Raw genomic sequence first — 22060 nt, 5'->3', positions numbered from 1 at the left:
CGGCGGCGCTAGCTCTTCTCGCTCTTGGCGACCTGGGTGACCGAACGCGTCACCTGCTCGGGCGACTTGGAGCCCGCGATGAGCGCGGCGACGCTGTCGTTGATCTCCTGGCCGACGGCGGGGGCGTACGCCTGGTCGAGGTAGAGCTGGAAGCCGGTGGCCTTGGTCAGCATCTCGGAGACGGCGGTGAGGTTGGGGTCGGTGAGCGCGCCGGCCGTGTCCTTGGAGACGGGTATCAGGCCGGTCTCCTTGATGAGCTTCTCGGCGAACTCCTTCTCCGCGAAGAACTTCAGGAAGTCCAGCGCCTCCTGCGGCGCACCCTTGCGCAGCGCGTGACCGCCGCCTCCGCCGAACACCTCGGTGAGCGCGCCCTTTCCGCCCTCGACCGCGGGGAAGGAGAAGAAGCCGAGGTCCTTGCCGATGCCCTTGCCGGAGTCGGCCTCGACGATCGGCGCCCACTGGCCCATCAGCTCCATGGCCGCCTTGCCGTTGCCCATCAGGGCCGCCTCACCGTTGGGGTCGGAGTAGGCACCGCCGAGGAACCCCTTCTGGAAGGGCTGCAGCGCGACGAGGTCCTTGAGGTGCTGGCCGGCCTTGACGAAGTCGTCGCCGGTGAAGTCGGCGTCGTCGGAGGCCTTCTGCATCGCGTCGAGACCGGCGACGCGCATCGAGAGGTACGCCCAGTAGTACATGCCGGGCCACTTCTCCTTGCCGGCCAGGGCGATGGGCGTGATGCCCGCCTTCTTGAGGGCCCTGATGGCGTCGAGGTAGCCGGACCAGGTGGTGGGCGGTGCGGTGATGCCGGCCTTCTTGAAGAGCGCCTTGTTGTACCAGAAGCCGACCGCGCCGATGTCGAAGGGGACGGCGTACAGCTTGTCGTCGAACTTGTAGGCCGCCATCGAGGCGGGTACGTAGTTGCCGGTCCACGAGGCGACCCGGTCCGTCAGGTCCTCGACCAGTCCCGCGTCGAGCTGCTGCTTGAGGACGCCGCCGCCCCAGGTGTGGAAGATGTCCGGCAGCTTGCCCGAGGCGATCTGCGCGGTCATCTTCGACTTGTACGCCTCGTTCTCCAGCGTCACGACCTTGATCTTCACATCCGGGTGCGCGGCCTCGAACTCCTTGGCGCGCTGGGCCCACAGCTTCTTCGCGGGCTGGGTCGTGGTGATGTTCCACCACTCGATCGTCTTCTTGCCCGAGCCGCTGTCGTCCGAGGAGCCGCACGCGCTCAGCCCGGCCGCGCCGAGGCCGGTCGCCGCGGTAGCCGCCAGGAATCCTCGGCGGGAGAAAGGAGAGGTGTTGCCCAACGCTCGCATCGCGCACCTTCCGGAAGAGTGTCGAAAATTATCGGTCGAGTGCGCACGGAAATTACGGGCGTGGGGCAGGTATGTCAACGCTCCTGACAAATATCGGGTGGTTCTTCGGCTGCGGGTCGCGGTTGGCCGGTCGAGCCGTTCCCCGCGCCCCTAAAGGGCGCCTGTGCTCGCCCGGATCACCAGTTCCGTCGCAAGCTCCACCCTCGGCGACGCCGGCTCCTCGCCCAGCGCCAGCCGCAGCACCGTCCGCGTCGCCAGCTTCCCCATGTCCGCCAGTGGCTGACGGACCGTAGTCAGCGGTGGAGCCGACCAGCGGACCTCCGGCAGGTCGTCGAAGCCGACGACGCTCATGTCCTCGGGAACCCGCAGGCCACGGCGGCGCAGCGCCTCGATCGCGCCGAGCGCCATCTGGTCGCTGGCGGCGAACAGCGCGGTCGGCGGCTCGTCCAGGTCGAGCAGGGTGTTGCAGCCGTCGAAGCCGGACGCGTGGTAGAAGTCGCCCGGCACGATCAGGGCGTCGTCGACCGCGATGTCCGCACCCTCCAGTGCCGCCCGGTAGCCGTCGAGGCGGGCTCGCGAGCACAGCAGCCGCGGTGGTCCGGCGATGAAGCCGATACGGCGGTGGCCGAGGCCGAGCAGATGCTCCGTCGCGGCCATGCCGCCCGCCCAGTTGGTGGCGCCGACGGTGGGCGCGTCGAGGGACGGAGACCCCGCCGGGTCGACGACGACGAGCGGCACACCGAGGCGCCGCAGCTCCTCGTGCAGCCGGGGTTCGAGGACGGAGGTCACCAGGATCACCCCGTCCGAGGCGCGGGCGCGCAGATTGGTCATCCACTGCTGGGCCGAACCCGACGCGCCGTGGATCGCGGAGACCACCGTGCCCACGCCCGAGGCGTGCGCGACCTCCTCGACGCCCCGGATGATCTCCACGGCCCAGGGGCTGTCGAGGTCGTTGAAGACCAGGTCGATGAGGGCGGCCCGGTCGCCCGGCGCGGACGACTTGCGCCGGTAGCCGTGGTGGCGCAGCAGGTCCTCGACCCGGGCCCGGGTCTCCGGGGACACATCCGAGCGGCCGTTGACGACACGCGACACGGTGGGCACCGAGACCCCGGCCTGCCGGGCGATCTCGGTGATCGTCACCTTGTTCTTGATGCTCTCCCGGGCCACTGCGCCCACCTCCGTCGACGTGTCCAAGACTCCCCCTACCGCGCCGCCCGCACCAGCGAAACTTTGCAGGAGTCTTCCGGAAAACCGAGGTCGGCGGGAAGTCCGGCCGGAACCGGCGTTGTCAGGAGACCGACTCGAACCGCCAGCGATGCACGGCCCGGGTCACCAACTCCCCATCCGGTTCCGGCAGTTCGGGCAGATCAGCGTCGTACGGCGCGTCCCACCACGTGATGACGAGCACACGGTCCTGGGGAGCCCGCAAGATCTCCTGGCGCAGCGGCGGGGCCGCCGGCTGCTGCCGCCGCACCCAGTCGAGCAACTCCTCGCCCCTCCCGGCGACCGCCCGGGCCTCCCACATCAGCGCGACGGTCACGAGTAGAGGTTCTCCTTGCTGACCTCATGCACATGATCATGCGAGTGATCGTGAGAATGCCCGCGCCCCGGCACATGCGGGTCCGTCACCGGCAGCGACGAGTCCGCCGACAGGTCCCAGTCGGAAGCGGCACGGTTTCGCGCGACCATCTCCGCGCCCAGCGCGGCCACCATCGCCCCGTTGTCCGTGCACAGCTTCGGCCGCGGCACCCGCAGCCGGATCCCGGCGGCCTCGCAGCGTTCCTGGGCGAGCACGCGCAGCCGGGAGTTCGCGGCCACGCCGCCGCCGATCATGAGGTGGTCGACGCCCTGGTCGCGACAGGCCCGTACGGCCTTGCGCGTGAGCACATCCACCACGGCCTCCTGGAAGGACGCGGCCACATCGCGCACCGGCACCTCCTCCCCCGCCGCCCGCTTGGCCTCGATCCAACGGGCCACGGCGGTCTTCAGACCGGAGAAGGAGAAGTCGTACACCGGGTCACGCGGCCCGGTGAGCCCGCGCGGGAACGCGATCGCCTTCGGGTCGCCCTCCTTGGCGTACCGGTCGATGACCGGGCCGCCCGGGAAGCCGAGGTTCAGCACGCGCGCGATCTTGTCGAAGGCCTCGCCCGCCGCGTCGTCGATGGTCGCGCCCATCGGCCGTACGTCGGACGTGATGTCCGTGGAGAGGAGCAGCGAGGAGTGCCCGCCCGAGACGAGGAGCGCCATCGTCGGCTCCGGCAGTGCCCCGTGCTCCAGCTGGTCCACGCAGATGTGGGAGGCGAGGTGGTTGACCCCGTAGAGCGGCTTGCCCAGCGCGTACGCGTACGCCTTCGCGGCCGAGACCCCGACGAGCAGCGCGCCGGCGAGCCCGGGCCCGGCGGTGACCGCGATCCCGTCCAGGTCCTTCGCGCTCACCCCCGCCTCCTTCAGCGCCCGGTCGATGGTCGGCACCATCGCCTCCAGGTGGGCGCGGGAGGCGACCTCCGGCACGACACCGCCGAAGCGCGCGTGTTCGTCGACGCTGGAGGCGACCGCGTCCGCGAGCAGGGTGGTGCCGCGGACGATGCCGACGCCGGTCTCGTCGCAGGAGGTCTCGATGCCGAGGACGAGAGGTTCGTCAGCCATTGATCTCGTTTCCTTGTACCGATGTGGAGCCCGCGGCGGAGCCGCTGTCGGATGCCGTGTGCAGTCGCATGACCAGGGCGTCGATGTTCCCCGGCTGGTAGTAGCCACGTCTGAAGCCGATGGGCTCGAAGCCGAAGCGCTCGTACAGTTTCTGCGCGCGGACGTTGTCGACGCGGCATTCGAGCATCACCTCGGCGCACTCGAACGCGGTCGCGGCCCGCAGCAGCTCGGTCAGCAGCCGGGCGCCGAGCCCGGTGCCCCACTGGTCGCGGGCGACGGCGATCGTCTGTACGTCGCCGAGGTCGCCGGAGGCGGCGAGTCCCGCGTATCCGACGAGCCGACCGCCCTCCACGGCGACGACATACCGCCGCGTCGCCTCCGCCCCGCGGGAATGGGCCAGCTCGGACCAGAACATCCCCCGCGACCAGGCGTCCTCGGGGAAGAGGTCCTTCTCCAGCTCCAGGACGGGATCGATGTCCCACCAGCGCATCTCGCGCAGCTCGGCCGTCACTTCGGGGTGACCACCTTGTAGTTCTTGGGCACCTGGGCGTCCGGGCGCCTCAGATACAGCGGCCGGGGTGCCTCCAGCTCCTCGCCGGCGGCGAGTCTCTCCGCGGCCAGGGCGGCCAGCGCGGCCGCCGAGACGTGCTCGGGCGCGCGGGCGTCCGGGAACGTGTCGGGATAGAGCAGCGCGCCCGCACCGACGGCGGGAAGGACGCCGAGGTCCAGGTCGCCGGGGCGGTCCACGGCGGGCTCCGACACGCGCGTACGGCGGTCGGCGTAGCGCGCCCAGTAGACCTCCTTGCGCCGGGCGTCCGTCGCCACGACGAAGGGGCCCTCGATGTCGGCGGCGTAGGCGAGCCCGTCGAGGGTGCACAGGCCGTGCACGGGCACGCCGAGGGCGAGCCCGAAGGTGTCGGCGGTCATGAGGCCGACGCGCAGCCCCGTGTACGGGCCGGGGCCCACGCCGACGACGATGCCCGTCACGGCGTCCAGCCCGAGGCCCGCCTCGGCGAGCACCCGGTCGACGGCGGGCAGCAGCAGTTCTCCGTGCCGACGCGCGTCCACCTGGCTCGACGAGGCGATGACGGACGTGCCGTCGTGCAGGGCGACGGTCACGGCGGGGGTGGCGGTATCCAGAGCGAGCAAGAGCACGCAAACAGCCTACGGCGCCGGAGGCCAAGGCACGGCCGCCCAGGTCCGCCGCTCCCCTGCTGCTACCGTCACAACAAAGACGTACGCGGTACGAGAGGTGGGCACACAAGGTGGCTAGGAGCAGCTCGGGATTCGTGGCCGGGCTCACCGTGGCGGCGATCGCCGCAGTCAGCTTCCTCGCCTACCAGGCGTCCGCGAACGTGCCGGACACCTTGGGCAAACCGCAGACGAGCGCGTCACCCAAGGCCTCCGTCTCCAAGGCCCCCCGGGACAAGAAGAACCCCGCGGCGCTGCCCGCCCGGTCCGGCACCGGTGAGCGGGTCGTCTACTCGACCGACGACGACCGCGTGTGGCTGGTCGGCGCGAGCAACAAGGTCCAGCGCACCTTCAAGGTCACCCCGGGCACGGTCGACCCGGCCGCCGGCACCTACGCGGTCACGTCGCGCAACCGTGAGGTCACCGGATCGGACGGGGTGGAGATCGAGCACGTCGTACGGTTCACGCTGGTCGACGGCTTGGCGATCGGCTTCAGCGCGGCGGTGAACGGCTCGACGGCCGCGCCGGACTCCTCGAAGAAGCTCGGCGGCATCCGCGAGTCCCGCGCGGACGGCAACGCGATGTGGGCGTTCGCGACGATCGGCGTGAAGGTCGTCGTCATCCAGTAGCGGTTACGCCGCCTCCTGGCGCCGTACGCGCGGCGCCTCCACGGGCTCCGTCGCGCAGGGCGCGGGCTCGCGCGGCGGCCTCGACACCGCCTCGGCCGCGGCGCACGACGCCAGCAGATCCCGCATCGACACCCCGGCCATCACGCTCGGCTGCGCCGGCACGTCACGTTCTGAAGCCGGCATGGACGCCTCCTGGGGCTTCGGGGGCCAAGCGTGGTTAGGTAGACCTAACTACGGACTGATGTCCATGTGACCACGGCCGGGATGCCGAACGCAATATCTTGCCGACGTCTTGTCGGAACCTTCATGCAGAACTGGTCGGAACCTACGAACGCCCAGGCCGGGAGGCGGTGGCCGGGCAGCCGGAAGCACGCCGCACCGATCAGGCCGACAGCACGCTCAGATCGGCCGCCGCCCAGCGCTCGCCGAGCCCCGTCAGCGTGACGTGCCGTACCTCGTCGGTCGTGTCCCCGACGGCCCGGTGGATGACGACTTGCAGCCGGTCGTCGGTCAGCTCCTCGACCTTGCCCTCGCCCCACTCCACGACGATCACCGAGTCGCAGAGCGAGACGTCGAGGTCGAGGTCCTCCATCTCGTCGAGCCCGCCACCCAGGCGGTACGCGTCCACGTGGACGAGCGGCGGACCGTCCCCGAGAGAGGGGTGCACGCGCGCGATGACGAAGGTCGGGGAGGTGACCGCGCCCCGGACGCCGAGCTCCTCGCCGAGCCCGCGGGCCAGCGTGGTCTTGCCCGCGCCGAGCTCCCCGTTCAGCAGGACGAGGTCGCCCGCGCGCAGCAGCTTGGCGAGTCGGCGGCCCAACTCCTGCATCTGTTCGGGGGAGTTGACGGTGATCTGCAGGCTGACGCCGTCCTGCGCGGACTCAGCCGGGTTGTGCGGTGCTGCTGGTGCTTCCATAGCCACCCACGGTAGCCCCTGCCGGGACCGCGCCCGCGCGCATGAGGAGGTCTGCGAGACGGTCTATGACGACCTCGGGGTGCTCCAGCATCACCAGGTGCCCGGCGTCGGGTACGAGCACCAGCTCGGCGTCCGGCAGCAGGTCGGCGATCGCCTCGCTGTGCTCACTCGGGGTCACCAGGTCCTTGACCCCGGCGAGGACGAGGACGGGCATCTCGGTGAAGTGCGTGAGCGCGGCGGTCTTGTCGTGCTCGGTGAACGCCGGATAGAACTCGGCGACCACGTCGATCGGAGTGCTCTCGATCATCCGCTCGGCGAACCGCTCGACCGCGGGATCGACGTCCCGGGTGGCGAACGAGTACCGCTTGATGACCCCGGCGAACAGATCGGCCGTGGCCCTTCGCCCCTTCTCCACCAGGGCGGCCTGCTGCCCGAGCGCCTTCAGTACGCCGGGCAGCACGCGCCGCACCGCGTTGACGCCCGCGACGGGCAGCCCGAAGTTGACCTCGCCGAGCCGCCCCGACGACGTGCCGACGAGGGCGACGGCGACGACCCGGTCGCGGATCAGCTCGGGGAACTGGTCGGCGAGGGCCATGACGGTCATGCCGCCCATGGAATGCCCGACCAGCACGATCGGCCCGTCCGGCACGGCCGCGTCGATGACGGCCTTCAGGTCACGCCCGAGCTGGTCGATGGTGACCGGCTTTCCCTCATCCGTCTGGGCGACGCCCCGCCCGGACCGCCCGTGGCTGCGCTGGTCCCAGTGCACGGTGCGCACCACACCGCGCAGCGCGGCACGCTGGAAGTGCCAGGAGTCCTGGTTGAGGCAGTAGCCGTGGCTGAAGACGACGGTGACGGGGGCCGGGGCCTTGCGGCCGAAGAGCCGGCGGCGGCGCGGGGCGAGCGGGGCCTCCGGCTCGGCGTCGTCGACCTCGTAATACAGCTCGGTGCCGTCATCGGCGTACGCCTTGCCGGGGGTGCCGCGCAGCGAGCCGTACGGGCCCGCCGAGTCGAGGGCGAGGCGGGCCTTCTGGCGCATGCCGCGGCCGACCGTGAGCCGCTCTATGGCGACTCCGGCGGCGGCGCCCGCCGCGACGACGCCTATCGCGGCGCCCACGACACCGGCCTTGCGCCAGTTCCCGGCGGAGGCGGCGGCCGCCGAGGCCGCACTCGCGACGACCTCCGCGCTGCTCTCGCTCACGTCCCGCTCCTCTTCGTTCTTCGCTCGCCGCCGGGTTCTGCTCTGTCAGTGGGTGTTACCCGTCTCGTTCCTCATTCACATTCACGTAGACGCGCGGAACGCGGGTTCCGATCCGGGTGACGATTTCGTATGCGATCGTGCCCGCCGCCCGGGCCCAGTCCTCGGCGGTCGGCTCGCCGCGGTCGCCCGGGCCGAACAGGACCGCCTCCGCGCCGGGCTCCGGCTCGTCCCCGCCGAGATCGACGACGAACTGGTCCATCGCGACCCGGCCGGCGACCGTACGCCATTTGCCGCCGACCAGCACCGGGCCGGTGCCGGAGGCGTGGCGCGGGATGCCGTCCGCGTAGCCGACGGGCACGAGGCCGAGGGTGGTGTCGCCGGGCGTGGTGTAGTGGTGCCCGTAGCTGACGCCGTGCCCCCCGGGAACGTGCTTCACCAGCGCGAGCGACGCGCTCAGCGTCATCACCGGGCGCAGCCCGAAGTCGGCCGGGGTGCCGAGCTCGGGGCTCGGCGAGATGCCGTAGACCGCGATGCCCGTGCGGACGAGGTCGAAGTGGGTCTCGGGAAGGGTCAGCGTGGCGGGCGAGTTGGCGATGTGCCGCACCTCGGGGCGGACGCCCTGCTCCTCGGCGTACGCCACCATCTCGCGGAAACGGGTGAGTTGGGCCTGGATGGAAGGGTGACCCGGCTCGTCGGCACAGGCGAAGTGCGACCAGAGCCCGGTGACGGTGATCAGCCCCTGGGCCTCGGCGCTCAGGGCCTGTGCGACGAGCTCGGGCCAGTCGGCGGGCTGACATCCATTGCGCCCGAGGCCGGTGTCGGCCTTGAGCTGGACGCGGGCGGGCGCGCCGGCCTCCCGGGCCGCCCGCACCACTTCCCGAAGCGCCCACATGCCACTCACCGACACGTCGAGATCGGCCTCGATGGCCTGCCTCCAGGGACCGCCGGGGGTCCAGAGCCAGCACATGATCCGCCCTTCGAGTCCGGCCGCGCGCAGCGCGAGGGCCTCCTCGGGGGTGGCGGTGCCGAGCCAGGTGGCGCCCGCCTCGCGCGCCGCGCGGGCACACGGCACCGCCCCGTGGCCGTACGCGTCGGACTTGACCACGGCCATCACGGCCGCGGACGGCGCGTGGGCGCGCAGGGTCCGCACGTTGGCCCGCAGGGCTGCCAGGTCGATCTCGGCGCGGGCGCGCAGGGGTGCTGTCTCGTTCATCGCGCCCCCAGTGTCTCAGAGGGGGCTGACAGCGCCCCGGCGCCGGTACCCGTAGGGGGCCGTCTGGCCGTCCGACATCAGGTGCCGGCCCTGCGTCCCCACACGTACACGTGGTCGCCCGTCTTCGTGACGCTCCACAGTTTGCGGGCGTCGGCCAGGCGCAGATTGACGCAGCCCCACGAGCCGTTGGGGTTGTAGATGCTGCCGTAGATGGCGTGGAAGGCCTGTCCGCCGCTGAAGAACTGGCTGTACGGCATGGGGCTGTTGTACAGCGACGACCAGTGGTTCTTGTGCTTCCAGTAGATCTTGAACCAGCCCGTACGGGTCCGGTACCCGGCCCGCCCGCTCCGCATCGGAACCGGCCCCCACAGCACCTTCTTCCCCTTCTGCGCCCAGGCGAGCTGACGGGTCAGGTCCACGCAGGCGACGCGGTACGTCCGGACGGGACACTTTCCTGCCGCGTTCGGGTTCTTCTTCGCCGCGAGCAGCTGCATATGGGCCCAGGTGACGGGCCCGGCGAACCCGCTGTTCGGTTTGATCCCATACCGCGTCTGAAACGCCCGAATCGCCACACAATCGGCCGAGGACTGCTTCCCGTCCACCTTCCGCTTCAGCCAACGCTCCACCTGCCGCTGATACGGCCCCGTCCGTTTGCTGCACGTCACGGCCTTGCCCGCGGCGGCGTCGCTGAGCGGTACGTACTCGATGAGCGCGTCCGTTCTGGCCGGCGCGTTCCGTGGCTCGACGGCGTCCTCCGCGGCGGTGGGGGTGTACACCTTCGGCGCGAGCATCTGGTCCGGTGTGTCGATCTGCCACGGCTGATGCGGACCCGGGGCCACGCCGGGCACCAACTCACTCACCGGACCGGGGGCAGGGGGGCCACTCTCCGCCACGGCACTCTCAACGGGCAACACGGCCACCAGCGCGAGCACCGCCGCCGCGCTCCGGCACCTCATACGTCTGATCATCATGCGATCAGCCATACGCAACGGGGCCCCGAATCCGGGTGAGCCGCGCGGCCCGGGTCCCCCGTTCGGCCAAGGCTTTAAGATCTGCCGCCCCGTAAGGGGCGCGGGGAACTGCGCGACAAGCCCCCACGCACCCGCACCAAAAGAACAACCCAGGGGGTCTGGGGGGCGAAGCCCCCCAGGTACGGGAACGGGTAGGGGCGGAGGGGGCGAAGAAACTCCCGGGCGTTCAGTCGCGAACGTCGCGCCACGCGTCCGGGATGGCGGAGGCCACGTCGTGGGCTCCGGCAGGCGCCCCGTCCGCGGCAAAGCGCCCCGCGAGCCCATGGAGGTACGCGGCAACGCTCCCCGCGTCCAGCGCGGACAGCCCGGCCGCGAGCAGCGACCCGGCAAGACCGGACAACACGTCGCCACTCCCCGCGGTGGCCAGCCAAGCCGTCCCCGTGGGATTCACCCGCACAGCCCCACCCCCCGCGTCGGCCACCAACGTCGTCGCCCCCTTGAGCAACACCGTCGCCCCGTACACCCCCGCAAGCTCCCGCGCGGAAGCCAGCCGAGCCCCCTCCACGGCCTCACGCGAAACCCCGAGCAGCGCGGCGGCCTCCCCAGCGTGAGGGGTCATCAGCGTGGGCGCACTCCGCGCACGTACGGCGTCCCGGTCCGCGAGCCGCAACCCGTCCGCGTCCACCAGCACCGGCACCTCCGCCCCCAGCACCTCCGCGACGGCCGACGCGTCGTCCCCGGCCCCGGGCCCCACGACCCACGCCTGGACCCGCCCGGCCCGCGCGGGCCCCTGGCGGGAGACGAGGGTCTCCGGGAAGCGCGCGATCACCGCGTCCCCCGCGGGGCCGACGTACCGCACCGCACCCGCCCCGCCCCGCAGCGCACCGGACACGGCGAGCACCGCCGCCCCGGGATAGCGGGCGGATCCGGCGGCGATCCCGACGACACCGCGCCGGTACTTGTCGCTCTCCGCCCCGGGCACCGGCAGCCGCGCCGCGACATCCGCGTGCTGCAGGGCCTCCAGCTCGGCCTCGGCGGGCAGTTCTAGCCCGATGTCGACGAGGCGTACGGAACCGGCGTACCCGCGTGCCGGATCGATGAGCAGCCCCGGCTTGTGCGTCCCGAAGGTCACCGTCAGATCGGCTCGCACCGCCGCGCCGAGGACCTCCCCGGTGTCCGCCTCGATGCCGCTCGGCAGGTCGACGGCGACCACGGCGGCACGGGAGTCCGCGGCGAGCTCGGCCAGCGGCGCGGCATCGGGCCGCAGCCCGCCTTTGCCGCCGATTCCGACGATGCCGTCGACGACGAGGTCGGCTCGCCGGACGAGCCGCTCGGCGGCGGCCGGTGCGGCCGAGGTACCCCCCGCCCGCCGCAGCGCCGCCAGCCCCCCGACGTGCGTCCGTTCGGGGGCGAGCAGCACCGCGGTGACGCCCGCGCCGCGGCGGGCGAGGCGGGCCCCCGCGTAGAGGGCGTCGCCGCCGTTGTCGCCGCTGCCGATGAGCAGCACGACCCGGCTGCCGTACACCCGTCCCAGCAACTCGGCGCAGGCCGCGGCCAGTCCGGCGGCCGCGCGCTGCATCAACGCCCCCTCGGGAAGCCGCGCCATCAGCTCCCGCTCGGCAGTTCTTACGGTCTCCACGCTGTACGCAGTACGCATACCGCCGAGTCTCCCGTACCTACGCCCGCCGTGCCGCCTTCGAGGCACCGACGCCGGTCCGAACCCACCACGGCGCGTGCGACGCCGCCACGCGCCCACACGCCCGCGGCCAGGCACAGCAGCCACAGCCGCGCCCACCACCACGGCCCCGCCGAAGCGCCCTTCCGAACTCGGCACAGCCCGCGGGGACCACCGCGCCGACACCCAGCACAAAGCACCCACGCACCCACAGCCGGCCTCGCACCCCCACGGCCAGGCACAACAGCCGCACCCACCACCGCCCCGCCGAAGCGCCCCTCCACCACCGCCCCGCCCAACCAGCAGCCCCCGTCCTACCCCTCCGCCACCACCACCGCCGAAGCCACCCCCGCGTCATGACTCAGCGACACGTGCCACGCGCGCACGCCCAGTTCGGCTGCTCGGGCCGCCACCGTGCCCTTCACCCGCAGGCGCGGCTGGCCGCTGTCCTCGACGTAGACCTCGGCGTCGGTCCAGTACAGACCCGCCGGGGCGCCCAGCGCCTTGGCCAGCGCCTCCTTCGCGGCGAAGCGCGCGGCGAGGGACGCGATGCCCCGGCGCTCACCGCTCGGCAGGTACAACTCCTGCTCGAGGAAGACTCGTTCGGCCAGTCCCGGCGTGCGCTCCAGCGACGCCCGGAACCGGTCGATCTCGGCCACGTCGATACCGACCCCGATGATGCTCATGCCTCGCACCCTAAGGGGCGGGGCACGGGTGCCCGTCCGCACGACGGGAATGTCTCACCCCCCTGCTAGCCTGCGGCGACTTCACATCGAGCGCACAGGCACGGGGGGCCTGCCGGTGCGCGGACACATTCACGTACGCCATGGGGGCGGAGGCATGACCAGCACAACTGGCGGCGCGGGCGGCATATCCGCGCCACCCCGTTTCGACCCGTTCGACACCCTGCCCGAACTCGTCGCGCTGCGCACCGCGGCGACGTACGGCGACTGGCCCGCCACCGCGGCGTTCTTCGCGGGCCTCGGCACGGAGGAGCAGCGCTCCTTCGCGTCGGGCGTGCTGGCCGGAATCGACGGGGTGGAGCGATATCTGGAGCAGGCCGCGGCCGCCCTGCCCGGCGACCCGCTGCCCCGTACGCTGCTCGCCGACCGCTATCTGCGCATCGGCTGGGACATCCGCAGCGGTGCCCGCGCGCAGCATGTCTCGCGGGACCAGTTCGACCGGTTCCACGAATGGCTGCGGCGGGCGGAGCAGCTGCTGATCGAGGTGTGCGCGGAGCACCCTTCGTACGCCCATGCCTGGACGGTCCGCGTGACCACCGCGCGCGGCCTGGAGCTCGGGCAGACCGAGGCCCGGCGCCGCTACGACCGGCTGGCCGCCCACCACCCGCACCACTACCCGGCGCAGACGCAGCTGCTGCAGAACCTGTGCCCCAAGTGGAGCGGCTCCTGGGAGGCGGCGCACGGCTTCGCCCGCGAGTGCGCGGCCGCCGCCCCGGACGGCTCGCACTCCGGCGCCCTGGTCGCCCTCGCGCACCTGGAGCACTGGCTGGAGCTGGAGAGCGCGGAGGGCGCCGCGTACATGCGTGGTCTGACCGTCCGTGACGACCTGCGGTTCGCGGCCCAGGTGTCCGTGCTGCACAAGGACTACCGGCCCGGCTTCCACGGCATCGGCGCGCACAGCGCGTTCGCCCTCGCCTTCTCGCTCGGCGGCCATCACGACGACGCGATCCCGCACTTCCTCGAACTCGAGGACCGGGCCGCCGAGTTCCCGTGGCAGTACATGTCCGACCCGTCGGCCGCCTTCATCAAGTACCGCAAGGCCGCGCTGTCGGCGGCCTGGGGGGAGTCGCGATGACCACCGAGCTCAACAACCCCGTGGCCCAGCTGTCGGGGCTCGTCGGCCACACCACCACCCAGGGCATCCCCACCCTCTACGCGCCCCGCCAGGGCGAGATCACCGCCGGGCTCTTCTTCCGGGTGGGACGCGCCGACGAGACCCTCGCCAGCGCAGGGATCACCCATCTCGTCGAGCACCTGGCACTGCACCGCCTGGGCCTGTCCGATCTGCACTACAACGGCACGACGGCGAACGCGTACACCCTCTTCCACGTCACGGGCAGCGAGGATGAGGTGGTCTCCTACCTCAACAGCGTCTGCGCCGCCCTGCGCGACCTGCCGCTCGACCGCCTGGAGACCGAGAAGGAGATCCTGCGGACCGAGGCGTCGAGCCGCAGTGTCGGGCCCAACCACCAGATGCCGCTGTGGCGTTACGGCGCACAGGGCTACGGTCTGTCGAGCTACAGCGAGCTGGGCACCTGGCGGCTGACCCCGGACGAGGTGCGGCACTGGGCACAGACCCGGTTCACCCGGGACAACGCGGTGCTGTGGATCACCAGCGAATCCGTGCCGGACGGCCTGGACCTGACGCTGCCCGCGGGCACCCGACTCCCGGCCCCCGCCGCGTCGAACGCGCTGCCGGTCACCCCCGCCTACATCCACGGCGACGACGGCCATGTCGTCTTCAACGCGGTGCTGCGCCGCTCCACCGCGGGCGCCGTCTTCGCCGACGTCCTGGGCCGCGCCCTCTTCCAGGACCTGCGCCAGAAGGGCGGCTACTCGTACACCGCCGACTGCGACTACACCCCGCGCGACGCCGACTTCGCCACGCTCACCGCGTACGCCGACGCACTGCCGCAGAAGCAGGACGCGGTGGTCGGCGGCTTCGTCGACGTCCTCGCCCGGCTGCGGGCGGGCCGCATCGAGCAGGCCGAGCTCGACTCGGCGCGCGCCAAGGCCCTGAAGATGTACGAGACTCCGGAGCTCGCCGCCGCCTCGCTGCCCTCGTACGCGCTCAGCCTGCTTCTCGGCCACCGCATCCTGACCCCGGACGCGCACCGGGCCGAGCTGAGCGCGCTGACCGTCGCGGATCTGCGCGAGGTCGCCCGCGAGATGTGGTCGACCGGGCTGCTCCAGGTGCCGGGCCGGGGCGCCGACTGGGCGGGATTCTTCCTCGCCCCGCAGTACTCGACGCACGCGCTGGAGGGCACCCGGCACCGTTCGCTGGAGGACGAGCGCGTCACGCTGACGATCGGGACGGAAGGGGTGTCCCTGTCGACCCCGGGCGGTCCCGTCACCGTCCGGTACGACGCCTGCGCGGCGCTGACCGCCCGCCCGGACGGAGCCCGCACGCTGACCGGGTACGACGGCTTCTCGGTCACCATCGAGCCGACCCTGTACCGGAGCGTGACGCCCGAGCGGATCGCGGCGGTGGACGCGGCCGTACCGCCCGCGGCGGTGGTGCGCATGCCGCAGCGGGACCCCTCCCGCATCCCGCGGCCCGAGGCACCCACGCCCGCTCCGGCCTCCCAGGGCAAGGCGCACTGGGGCTGGACCCTCGCGCTCTGGCTCGTCGGCTCGGTGGCCGCGGTGTGGGGCCTGCTCAGCGTGCTCGTCACCCTCGACGAGGCCGGTGCGGCGCACCCGGACTCCGAGGCCATCATCGGCCTGTGGGTGCTGGAGCTGCCCTGCCTCTTCCTGACGTGGCGGCTGTACCGCCGCCGCAGAAGCGGCTGATCCGGCCGGGTGGGTGGGTGCGGTCGCCCGCGGGCGACCGCACCCACCCGTCGGTCACTCCACCGTCACCGACTTCGCCAGGTTCCGCGGCTGGTCCACCTCGTTGCCCCGAGCCGTCGCCAGCTCGCAGGCGAACACCTGCAAGGGGACCGTCGACACCAGCGGCTGAAGGAGGGTGGGCGTCGCGGGGATGCGGATCAGGTGGTCGGCGTACGGCACGACCGCCTCGTCGCCCTCCTCCGCGATGACGATCGTGCGCGCGCCCCGCGCCCGGATCTCCTGGATGTTGGACACGATCTTGTCGTGCAGGACCGAGCGGCCGCGCGGGGACGGCACCACGACCACCACCGGCAGGTCCTCCTCGATCAGCGCGATCGGCCCGTGCTTCAGCTCGCCCGCCGCGAAGCCCTCGGCGTGCATGTACGCCAGTTCCTTGAGCTTGAGGGCGCCTTCGAGCGCGACCGGGTAGCCCACGTGCCGCCCCAGGAACAGCACGGTGTCCTTGTCGGCGAGGGAGCGCGCCAGCTCCCGTACCGGCTCCATGGTCTCCAGGACCCGCTCGACCTCGCTCGAGATCCGGGACAGCTCGCGGACGACGGCCTGGATCTCGTCGCCCCACTTCGTGCCGCGGACCTGGCCCAGATACAGGGCGACCAGGTAGCAGGCGACCAGCTGGGTGAGGAACGCCTTCGTGGACGCGACGGCGACCTCGGGACCCGCGTGCGTGTACAGCACCGCGTCCGACTCGCGCGGGATCGTCGAGCCGTTCGTGTTGCAGATCGCCAGCACCTTGGAGCCCTGCTCACGGGCGTGCCGCAGCGCCATCAGCGTGTCCATGGTCTCGCCGGACTGCGAGATCGCGATGACCAGGGTGCGCGGGTCGAGGATCGGATCCCGGTAGCGGAACTCGCTCGCCAGCTCCACCTCGCACGGGATCCGCGTCCAGTGCTCGATGGCGTACTTGGCGATCAGCCCGGCGTGGAAGGCCGTACCGCAGGCCACGATGACGACCTTGTCGACCTCGCGCAGCACCGACGCCGGGATGCGCACCTCGTCCAGCGTCAGCGAGCCGGACGCGTCGATACGGCCGAGGAGGGTATCGGCGACAGCCTTGGGCTGCTCGGCGATCTCCTTGAGCATGAAGTAGTCATAACCCCCCTTTTCGGCCGCGGAGGCGTCCCAGTCGATGTGGTACGAGCGCACATCGGCGGGGCGGCCGTCGAAGCCGGTGACCGTCACGCCGTCCCGGCGCAGCTCGACCACCTGGTCCTGACCCAGCTCGATCGCCGACCGCGTGTGGGCGATGAACGCGGCGACGTCCGAGGCGAGAAAGGCCTCGCCCTCTCCGACGCCCACCACCAGCGGCGAGTTCCGGCGCGCTCCGACCACCACATCCGGCTCGTCCGCGTGCACCGCGACCAGGGTGAACGCGCCCTCCAGCCGCCGGCACACCAGCCGCATCGCCTCCGCCAGGTCGGCGCAGGACGAGAACTCCTCGGCGAGAAGATGCGCGACGACCTCGGTGTCCGTCTCGGAGACCAGGTCGTGTCCTCGCTCGGCCAACTCGGCGCGCAGCAGGGCGAAGTTCTCGATGATCCCGTTGTGGACGACCGCGACCCGGCCCGCGTTGTCCAGATGCGGATGCGCGTTCGCGTCCGTGGGACCGCCGTGAGTGGCCCAGCGGGTGTGCCCGATGCCCGTCGTCCCTGTCGGCAGCGGCCGGTCGACCAGCTCCTTCTCCAGGTTGACCAGCTTGCCGGCCTTCTTCGCGGCGGCGAGCCCGCCGTCCGCCGGCACGGCGACGCCCGCCGAGTCGTATCCCCGGTACTCCAGCCGCTTCAGTCCGGCCATCACCACGTCAAGCGCCGACTGCGACCCCACGTATCCCACGATTCCGCACATGGCCGCAGCCTAAGGGCCCGCACCCGCCCGATCCCGGCACTGCGTGCCCGATATCGGAAATTCCAGCCGCCCTCGGCGCCCGGCCCGGAGCCCCCGACGCGACCCTGTGTAACCCGGCGTGACGGACCCCACCCCCCATCCCGTCCATACTCCCGTAACAATGGACTGTGATCTCTCCGGTCTCCTCGATATCCCGGAGCGCCCACCGGTCCAAGCCGGAGGCGACTCCCTACGTCGACCTCACCCGTGCCGAGTGGAGCGCGCTGCGCGAAAAGACGCCGCTCCCGCTGAACGCCGAGGAGGTCGAGAAGCTGCGCGGTCTGGGCGATGTCATCGACCTCGACGAAGTGCGGGACATCTATCTCCCGCTGTCCAGACTGCTCAATCTGTACGTCGGCGCCACGGACGGACTCAGAGGGGCTCTGAACACCTTCCTCGGCGAGAAGGGCTCCCAGTCGGGCACCCCCTTCGTCATAGGGGTCGCCGGTTCGGTGGCCGTCGGCAAGTCCACCGTCGCCCGGCTCCTGCAGGCCCTGCTCTCCCGCTGGCCCGAGCACCCGCGCGTCGAGCTGGTCACCACGGACGGCTTCCTGCTGCCCACCAAGGAGCTGGAAGCGCGCGGTCTGATGTCGCGGAAAGGCTTCCCCGAGTCGTACGACCGCCGCGCCCTGACCCGGTTCGTCGCCGACATCAAGGCGGGCAAGGACGAGGTCACCGCCCCCGTCTACTCGCATCTGATCTACGACATCGTCCCGGGCCAGCGGCTCACGGTCCGTCGCCCCGACATCCTCATCGTCGAAGGCCTGAACGTGCTGCAGCCGGCCCTGCCCGGCAAGGACGGCCGCACCCGCGTCGGCCTCGCGGACTACTTCGACTTCAGCGTGTACGTCGACGCCCGGCCCGAGGACATCGAGCGCTGGTACCTCAACCGCTTCAAGAAGCTGCGCCAGACCGCCTTCCAGAACCCCCACTCGTACTTCCGCAAGTACACCCAGGTCTCCGAGGAGGAGGCGCTCGACTACGCCCGTACGACCTGGCGGACCATCAACAAGCCCAACCTGCTGGAGAACGTGGCCCCGACACGCGGCCGGGCGACCCTCGTCGTACGCAAGGGCCCCGACCACAAGGTGCAGCGCCTGAGCCTGCGCAAACTCTGACCATTACGCTGCGGCCATGCTGCATCTGCGCCTGATCACCCCCGCCGACCGCACCGATGACGTCGTACGACTGATCGAGCGGACGGTCGGCACGACCCACCTGGCCGTGCTGCCGGGGGCGGCCCGCAACCCCGTCGGCGATGTCGTCATGTGCGATGTCGCCCGGGAGGCCGGCGACGAACTCCTCACCGGGCTGCAGGAGTTGGGGATCGACCGGACCGGTTCGATCGCCGTCGAGAACATCGACCTGTCGCTGTCGAAGCGGGCCGACAAGGCGGAGGAGGAAGCGCCGGGCGAGGGCGCCGACGCGGTGCTGTGGGAGCACCTGACGGACGCGACGCACGAGGAGTCCACGCTCTCGGTCACCTACGTCGCGTTCATCACGCTGGCCACGATGATCGCCGCCTGCGGTGTGGTCCTCGACAACGCGATCCTGATCGTGGGCGCGATGGCGGTCGGACCGGAGTTCGGACCGCTGGCCGGCTTCTGCACGGCCCTGGTGCGGCGCGCCCCGCGGCTCGCGTGGCGCTCGCTGACCGCGCTGCTCGTGGGCTTCGCCGTCGCGATGCTGGTGACGGTGGCCTTCAGCTACTTCATGGACGCGGTCGGCCTGTTCAGCGCCAAGCAGCTGGACGCCGAGCGCCCCAACACCAACTTCATCTACCGGCCCGACTGGTTCTCGTTCGTCGTGGCCGTCCTCGCCGGATGCGCGGGCACGCTGTCCCTGACGTCCGCCAAGTCGGGCGCCCTGGTGGGCGTCGCGATCTCGGTGACCACGGTCCCGGCCGCCGCGAACGCCGCCGTCGCCTTCAGCTACACCGAATACCACCAGGCGTGGGGCTCCGCCGAGCAGCTGCTGCTGAACCTGCTGGGCATCGTGATGGCCGGCACGCTCACGCTGCTGGCCCAGAAGTGGCTCTGGGCCCGACAGCGTGAACGCACCGCCGTACTCAGCCGGTTCTAGGCCCTTTCGTCACATTCCCGCCTGCCTCGCGACGCCGGGCCCGCCCTCCGGGCGGACGACGGGAATGTGACGACAGGGCCTAGCCGAGCGCCGACTTCACCGCGTCCGCGAGCCGCGCGGCCACCGAGCGCGCCTGATCGATGTCGGCGGCCTCGACCATCACCCGTACGAGTGGCTCGGTGCCCGACGGACGGAGCAACACCCGGCCGGTGGATCCGAGTTCGCGCTCGGCGTCGGCCACCGCGGCGGCCAGCTCGGCCGAGGTCCTCACCCGCGACCTGTCGACGTCGGGCACATTGATGAGCACCTGCGGCAGCCGCTCCATGACCGAGGCGAGGTCCTGGAGCGTACGGCCCGTCTGCGCGACCCGGGCCGCCAGCAGCAGGCCGGTCAGCGTGCCGTCGCCGGTGGTGGCGTGGTCGAGGATGATGACGTGCCCGGACTGCTCGCCACCGAGCGCGTAGTCGTGCTCCTTCATCTCCTCCAGCACGTAACGGTCACCGACCGCCGTCTGGACGAGCGACAGGCCCTCACGCTCCATGGCGAGCTTGAAGCCCAGGTTGGACATGACCGTCGCGACAACGGTGTCGGAGCGCAGTGCGGAACGCTCCCGCATCGCCAGCGCGAGTACGGCCAGGATCTGGTCGCCGTCCACCTCGGCGCCCGTGTGGTCCACGGCGAGGCAGCGGTCGGCGTCGCCGTCGTGCGCGATGCCGAGGTCGGCGCCGTGTTCGAGGACGGCGGCCTGGAGCTTGGCCAGGTGGGTGGAGCCGCAGCCGTCGTTGATGTTGAGCCCGTCCGGCTCCGCGCCGATGGTGATGATCTCGGCGCCGGCCCGCGTGAAGGCCTCGGGCGACACCCGGGCGGCGGCACCGTGCGCCTCGTCGAGGACGACCTTCACACCCTCGAGGCGGTTCGGGAGTACGCCGAGGAGGTGGGCGACGTACTGGTCGAACCCTTCCTCGTACGCGCGCACGCGCCCGACCCCGGAGCCTGTGGGCCGGTCCCAGGGAGCGCCGGTGCGATGCTCCTCGTACACGCCCTCGATCCGGTCCTCCAGCTCGTCGGCGAGTTTGTGGCCGCCGCGGGCGAAGAACTTGATCCCGTTGTCGGGCATGGCGTTGTGGCTCGCGGAGAGCATCACGCCGAGGTCGGCGCCCAGCGCACCAGTGAGGTACGCCACCGCGGGGGTGGGCAGCACACCGACGAGCAGGACGTCCACGCCCGCGCTGGCCAGGCCCGCGACCACGGCGGCTTCCAGGAACTCCCCGGACGCGCGCGGGTCCCGCCCGACCACCGCGACCGGCCGGTGGCCCTCGAACGTGCCCGCCTCGGCCAGTACGTGCGCCGCCGCCACGGAGAGCCCGAGCGCGAGCTCGGCCGTCAGATCCGCGTTGGCGACACCGCGCACGCCGTCCGTGCCGAAGAGTCGTCCCACTTGTCCTCCTGAGGAAGCTTCAGAGTTCGGAAGTCATCCGATCACACGAGCCTTTGAGCACCTTGTGCCGTTATACGCCCATGGCTGTGATAAACGAACGCCCCGGCGGCACTGTGGCGTGCCGCCGGGGCGTTCGGACGTACTACGCGTACTACGCGTACGAGCAGGCAGCGAAGATTAACGCTTGCTGTACTGCGGGGCCTTGCGGGCCTTCTTGAGACCGGCCTTCTTGCGCTCGACCGCACGGTCGTCGCGCTTGAGGAAGCCGGCCTTCTTCAGGGCGCCGCGGTTGTTGTCGACGTCGGCCTCGTTCAGCGCGCGGGCGACACCGAGGCGCAGGGCGCCGGCCTGGCCGGAGACGCCGCCACCCGAGATGCGGGCGATGACGTCGTAGCGGCCGTCGAGCTCGAGCACCTTGAAGGGCTCGTTGACTTCCTGCTGGTGGACCTTGTTCGGGAAGTAGTCCTCGAGCGTACGCCCGTTGATCTTCCACTTGCCGGTGCCGGGCACGATGCGAACACGCGCGATGGCGTTCTTGCGACGGCCCAGGCCGGCGGCCGGCTGCGGCTCGCCGAAGCGGGACGCCAGGGACTCCGAGGTGTACTCGCCCTCGACGGGGACCTCGGACTCGGTGGTGTACTGGTCGATGTCGACGAGCTCAGTCTCTTCGACCGGCTGCTCAACGGTGGTCTCGGCCACGATTCTCCTCAGATTTCTTTTCGTCTTAGGGGGTGGCCGGAACTACTGCGCGACCTGGGTGATCTCGAACGGCACCGGCTGCTGGGCAGCGTGCGGGTGCTGGTCGCCCGAGTAGACCTTCAGCTTCGAGAGCATCTGACGGCCCAGGGTGTTCTTGGGGAGCATGCCCTTGACGGCCTTCTCGACGGCCTTCTCGGGGTTCTTGTCCAGCAGCTCGTCGTAGCGGACGGAGCGCAGACCACCCGGGTAACCGGAGTGGCGGTACGCCATCTTCTGCGTCCGCTTGTTGCCGGACAGGTGCACCTTGTCCGCGTTGATGATGATGACGAAGTCACCAGCGTCGACGTGCGGGGCAAAGATCGGCTTGTGCTTGCCCCGCAGGAGGGTGGCGGCAGTGGTCGCCAGACGTCCCAGGACGACGTCCTGGGCGTCGATGACGTGCCACTGGCGAGTGATGTCGCCGGGCTTGGGGCTGTACGTACGCACGGTTCGTAGCCTTCGCTTCTTCAGTGAGTGGGTCCTGACAAGGCCACCACGGACGATCACGACAGCCCTGACCGCACTGCGGTGACGCATACCGCGTGCTGGTCGCTGGTCATCGGCCCCGGT

The 22060-nt window shown here is 71.3% G+C and carries 22 protein-coding genes; 5 read left to right on the top strand and 17 right to left on the bottom strand.

What is annotated here, in order from left to right; all coding sequences use genetic code 11:
- Window positions 1-8 precede the first annotated feature (8 nt).
- The 6 genes from AB5J53_RS29295 to tsaB all read right to left on the bottom strand — a co-directional run bounded on the left by AB5J53_RS29295 (window position 9) and on the right by tsaB (window position 5114).
- On the bottom strand, window positions 9-1304 hold the full coding sequence (locus AB5J53_RS29295) for an extracellular solute-binding protein (RefSeq protein ID WP_369252531.1): 1296 nt from the start codon (window positions 1302-1304) through the stop codon (window positions 9-11).
- Window positions 1305-1463: 159 nt separating this feature from the next.
- Window positions 1464-2480: a LacI family DNA-binding transcriptional regulator gene (locus AB5J53_RS29290; protein ID WP_369252529.1), complete on the bottom strand. Its 1017-nt coding sequence runs from the start codon at window positions 2478-2480 to the stop codon at window positions 1464-1466.
- Between the two features lie 121 nt (window positions 2481-2601).
- Window positions 2602-2853 carry a hypothetical protein gene (locus tag AB5J53_RS29285; protein WP_369248616.1) on the bottom strand — a complete coding sequence of 84 codons (252 nt, stop codon included), beginning with the start codon at window positions 2851-2853 and terminating at the stop codon, window positions 2602-2604.
- A complete protein-coding gene (gene tsaD / locus AB5J53_RS29280; protein WP_369248615.1) occupies window positions 2850-3959 on the bottom strand; it encodes a tRNA (adenosine(37)-N6)-threonylcarbamoyltransferase complex transferase subunit TsaD in 1110 nt (369 codons plus the stop codon). Before tsaD ends, AB5J53_RS29285 begins: the two co-directional genes overlap by 4 nt.
- Window positions 3952-4449, bottom strand: coding sequence for a ribosomal protein S18-alanine N-acetyltransferase (gene rimI, locus AB5J53_RS29275; RefSeq protein ID WP_369252527.1), 498 nt, complete (start codon window positions 4447-4449; stop codon window positions 3952-3954). Before rimI ends, tsaD begins: the two co-directional genes overlap by 8 nt.
- 17 nt (window positions 4450-4466) lie before the next feature.
- Window positions 4467-5114, bottom strand: a complete 648-nt coding sequence (gene tsaB / locus AB5J53_RS29270) for a tRNA (adenosine(37)-N6)-threonylcarbamoyltransferase complex dimerization subunit type 1 TsaB (RefSeq protein WP_369248614.1) — start codon at window positions 5112-5114, stop codon at window positions 4467-4469.
- Between the two features lie 110 nt (window positions 5115-5224).
- On the opposite strand from tsaB, the gene AB5J53_RS29265 reads away from it, so the two are divergent.
- Window positions 5225-5779, top strand: coding sequence for a hypothetical protein (locus AB5J53_RS29265; protein WP_369248613.1), 555 nt, complete (start codon window positions 5225-5227; stop codon window positions 5777-5779).
- A gap of 3 nt (window positions 5780-5782) precedes the next feature.
- On the opposite strand, the gene AB5J53_RS29260 is transcribed toward AB5J53_RS29265, so the two are convergent.
- The 7 genes from AB5J53_RS29260 to AB5J53_RS29230 form a co-directional block, all read right to left on the bottom strand.
- A complete protein-coding gene (locus AB5J53_RS29260) occupies window positions 5783-5962 on the bottom strand; it encodes a hypothetical protein (protein ID WP_369248612.1) in 180 nt (59 codons plus the stop codon).
- 199 nt (window positions 5963-6161) lie between these two features.
- Window positions 6162-6695 (bottom strand): tRNA (adenosine(37)-N6)-threonylcarbamoyltransferase complex ATPase subunit type 1 TsaE, encoded by a 534-nt coding sequence (gene tsaE, locus AB5J53_RS29255; protein ID WP_369248611.1) that lies wholly within the window; start codon window positions 6693-6695, stop codon window positions 6162-6164.
- Window positions 6661-7896, bottom strand: coding sequence for an alpha/beta fold hydrolase (locus tag AB5J53_RS29250; RefSeq protein WP_369248610.1), 1236 nt, complete (start codon window positions 7894-7896; stop codon window positions 6661-6663). Before AB5J53_RS29250 ends, tsaE begins: the two co-directional genes overlap by 35 nt.
- A 55-nt stretch (window positions 7897-7951) precedes the next feature.
- The gene (gene alr, locus AB5J53_RS29245; protein WP_369248609.1) at window positions 7952-9109 is read right to left on the bottom strand and encodes an alanine racemase; all 1158 of its coding nucleotides are present in this window, start codon (window positions 9107-9109) and stop codon (window positions 7952-7954) included.
- Window positions 9110-9186: 77 nt separating this feature from the next.
- Window positions 9187-10065, bottom strand: coding sequence for a L,D-transpeptidase family protein (locus tag AB5J53_RS29240; protein ID WP_369248608.1), 879 nt, complete (start codon window positions 10063-10065; stop codon window positions 9187-9189).
- A 241-nt stretch (window positions 10066-10306) separates the two neighbouring features.
- Window positions 10307-11737: an NAD(P)H-hydrate dehydratase gene (locus AB5J53_RS29235; RefSeq protein ID WP_369248607.1), complete on the bottom strand. Its 1431-nt coding sequence runs from the start codon at window positions 11735-11737 to the stop codon at window positions 10307-10309.
- A 332-nt stretch (window positions 11738-12069) separates the two neighbouring features.
- The gene (locus tag AB5J53_RS29230; RefSeq protein WP_369248606.1) at window positions 12070-12441 is read right to left on the bottom strand and encodes a holo-ACP synthase; all 372 of its coding nucleotides are present in this window, start codon (window positions 12439-12441) and stop codon (window positions 12070-12072) included.
- Between the two features lie 154 nt (window positions 12442-12595).
- On the opposite strand from AB5J53_RS29230, the gene AB5J53_RS29225 reads away from it, so the two are divergent.
- Together AB5J53_RS29225 and AB5J53_RS29220 are read left to right on the top strand one after the other, a co-directional pair.
- Window positions 12596-13573, top strand: a complete 978-nt coding sequence (locus AB5J53_RS29225; protein ID WP_369248605.1) for a hypothetical protein — start codon at window positions 12596-12598, stop codon at window positions 13571-13573.
- The gene (locus AB5J53_RS29220) at window positions 13570-15291 is read left to right on the top strand and encodes a M16 family metallopeptidase (protein WP_369248604.1); all 1722 of its coding nucleotides are present in this window, start codon (window positions 13570-13572) and stop codon (window positions 15289-15291) included. The genes AB5J53_RS29225 and AB5J53_RS29220 overlap by 4 nt, the downstream gene beginning before the upstream one ends.
- A 54-nt stretch (window positions 15292-15345) precedes the next feature.
- Here AB5J53_RS29220 and glmS read toward each other — a convergent pair whose 3' ends face one another.
- On the bottom strand, window positions 15346-17193 hold the full coding sequence (glmS, locus tag AB5J53_RS29215) for a glutamine--fructose-6-phosphate transaminase (isomerizing) (RefSeq protein WP_369248603.1): 1848 nt from the start codon (window positions 17191-17193) through the stop codon (window positions 15346-15348).
- A 167-nt stretch (window positions 17194-17360) separates the two neighbouring features.
- Between glmS and coaA the strand changes: the two genes are divergently transcribed.
- Both coaA and AB5J53_RS29205 read left to right on the top strand, forming a co-directional pair.
- A complete protein-coding gene (gene coaA, locus AB5J53_RS29210; RefSeq protein ID WP_369248602.1) occupies window positions 17361-18350 on the top strand; it encodes a type I pantothenate kinase in 990 nt (329 codons plus the stop codon).
- Between the two features lie 16 nt (window positions 18351-18366).
- Window positions 18367-19314 carry a DUF389 domain-containing protein gene (locus tag AB5J53_RS29205; protein WP_369248601.1) on the top strand — a complete coding sequence of 316 codons (948 nt, stop codon included), beginning with the start codon at window positions 18367-18369 and terminating at the stop codon, window positions 19312-19314.
- Window positions 19315-19393: 79 nt separating this feature from the next.
- Here AB5J53_RS29205 and glmM read toward each other — a convergent pair whose 3' ends face one another.
- The 3 genes from glmM to rplM all read right to left on the bottom strand — a co-directional run bounded on the left by glmM (window position 19394) and on the right by rplM (window position 21937).
- Window positions 19394-20752: a phosphoglucosamine mutase gene (glmM, locus tag AB5J53_RS29200; RefSeq protein ID WP_369248600.1), complete on the bottom strand. Its 1359-nt coding sequence runs from the start codon at window positions 20750-20752 to the stop codon at window positions 19394-19396.
- Window positions 20753-20929: 177 nt separating this feature from the next.
- Window positions 20930-21451 (bottom strand): 30S ribosomal protein S9, encoded by a 522-nt coding sequence (gene rpsI / locus AB5J53_RS29195; RefSeq protein WP_369248599.1) that lies wholly within the window; start codon window positions 21449-21451, stop codon window positions 20930-20932.
- Window positions 21452-21493: 42 nt separating this feature from the next.
- Window positions 21494-21937: a 50S ribosomal protein L13 gene (rplM, locus tag AB5J53_RS29190; protein ID WP_362511239.1), complete on the bottom strand. Its 444-nt coding sequence runs from the start codon at window positions 21935-21937 to the stop codon at window positions 21494-21496.
- Window positions 21938-22060: the final 123 nt, after the last annotated feature.

Origin of the sequence: Streptomyces sp. R41 (assembly GCF_041053055.1) — a bacterium.
Classification (GTDB): Bacteria; Actinomycetota; Actinomycetes; order Streptomycetales; family Streptomycetaceae; genus Streptomyces.
This window is presented reverse-complemented; position numbering and strand designations above follow the sequence as displayed.

What these genes read in the sequence shown, in the direction of transcription:
- AB5J53_RS29260 (WP_369248612.1), bottom strand. Translation starts at nt 5,962, where the DNA reads ATGCCGGCTTCAGAACGTGACGTGCCGGCGCAGCCGAGCGTGATGGCC.
- alr (WP_369248609.1), bottom strand. Translation starts at nt 9,109, where the DNA reads ATGAACGAGACAGCACCCCTGCGCGCCCGCGCCGAGATCGACCTGGCA.
- AB5J53_RS29230 (WP_369248606.1), bottom strand. Translation starts at nt 12,441, where the DNA reads ATGAGCATCATCGGGGTCGGTATCGACGTGGCCGAGATCGACCGGTTC.
- AB5J53_RS29205 (WP_369248601.1), top strand. Translation starts at nt 18,367, where the DNA reads ATGCTGCATCTGCGCCTGATCACCCCCGCCGACCGCACCGATGACGTC.
- AB5J53_RS29220 (WP_369248604.1), top strand. Translation starts at nt 13,570, where the DNA reads ATGACCACCGAGCTCAACAACCCCGTGGCCCAGCTGTCGGGGCTCGTC.
- AB5J53_RS29240 (WP_369248608.1), bottom strand. Translation starts at nt 10,065, where the DNA reads ATGAGGTGCCGGAGCGCGGCGGCGGTGCTCGCGCTGGTGGCCGTGTTG.
- rimI (WP_369252527.1), bottom strand. Translation starts at nt 4,449, where the DNA reads ATGCGCTGGTGGGACATCGATCCCGTCCTGGAGCTGGAGAAGGACCTC.
- glmS (WP_369248603.1), bottom strand. Translation starts at nt 17,193, where the DNA reads ATGTGCGGAATCGTGGGATACGTGGGGTCGCAGTCGGCGCTTGACGTG.
- AB5J53_RS29235 (WP_369248607.1), bottom strand. Translation starts at nt 11,737, where the DNA reads ATGCGTACTGCGTACAGCGTGGAGACCGTAAGAACTGCCGAGCGGGAG.
- tsaD (WP_369248615.1), bottom strand. Translation starts at nt 3,959, where the DNA reads ATGGCTGACGAACCTCTCGTCCTCGGCATCGAGACCTCCTGCGACGAG.
- tsaE (WP_369248611.1), bottom strand. Translation starts at nt 6,695, where the DNA reads ATGGAAGCACCAGCAGCACCGCACAACCCGGCTGAGTCCGCGCAGGAC.
- AB5J53_RS29225 (WP_369248605.1), top strand. Translation starts at nt 12,596, where the DNA reads ATGACCAGCACAACTGGCGGCGCGGGCGGCATATCCGCGCCACCCCGT.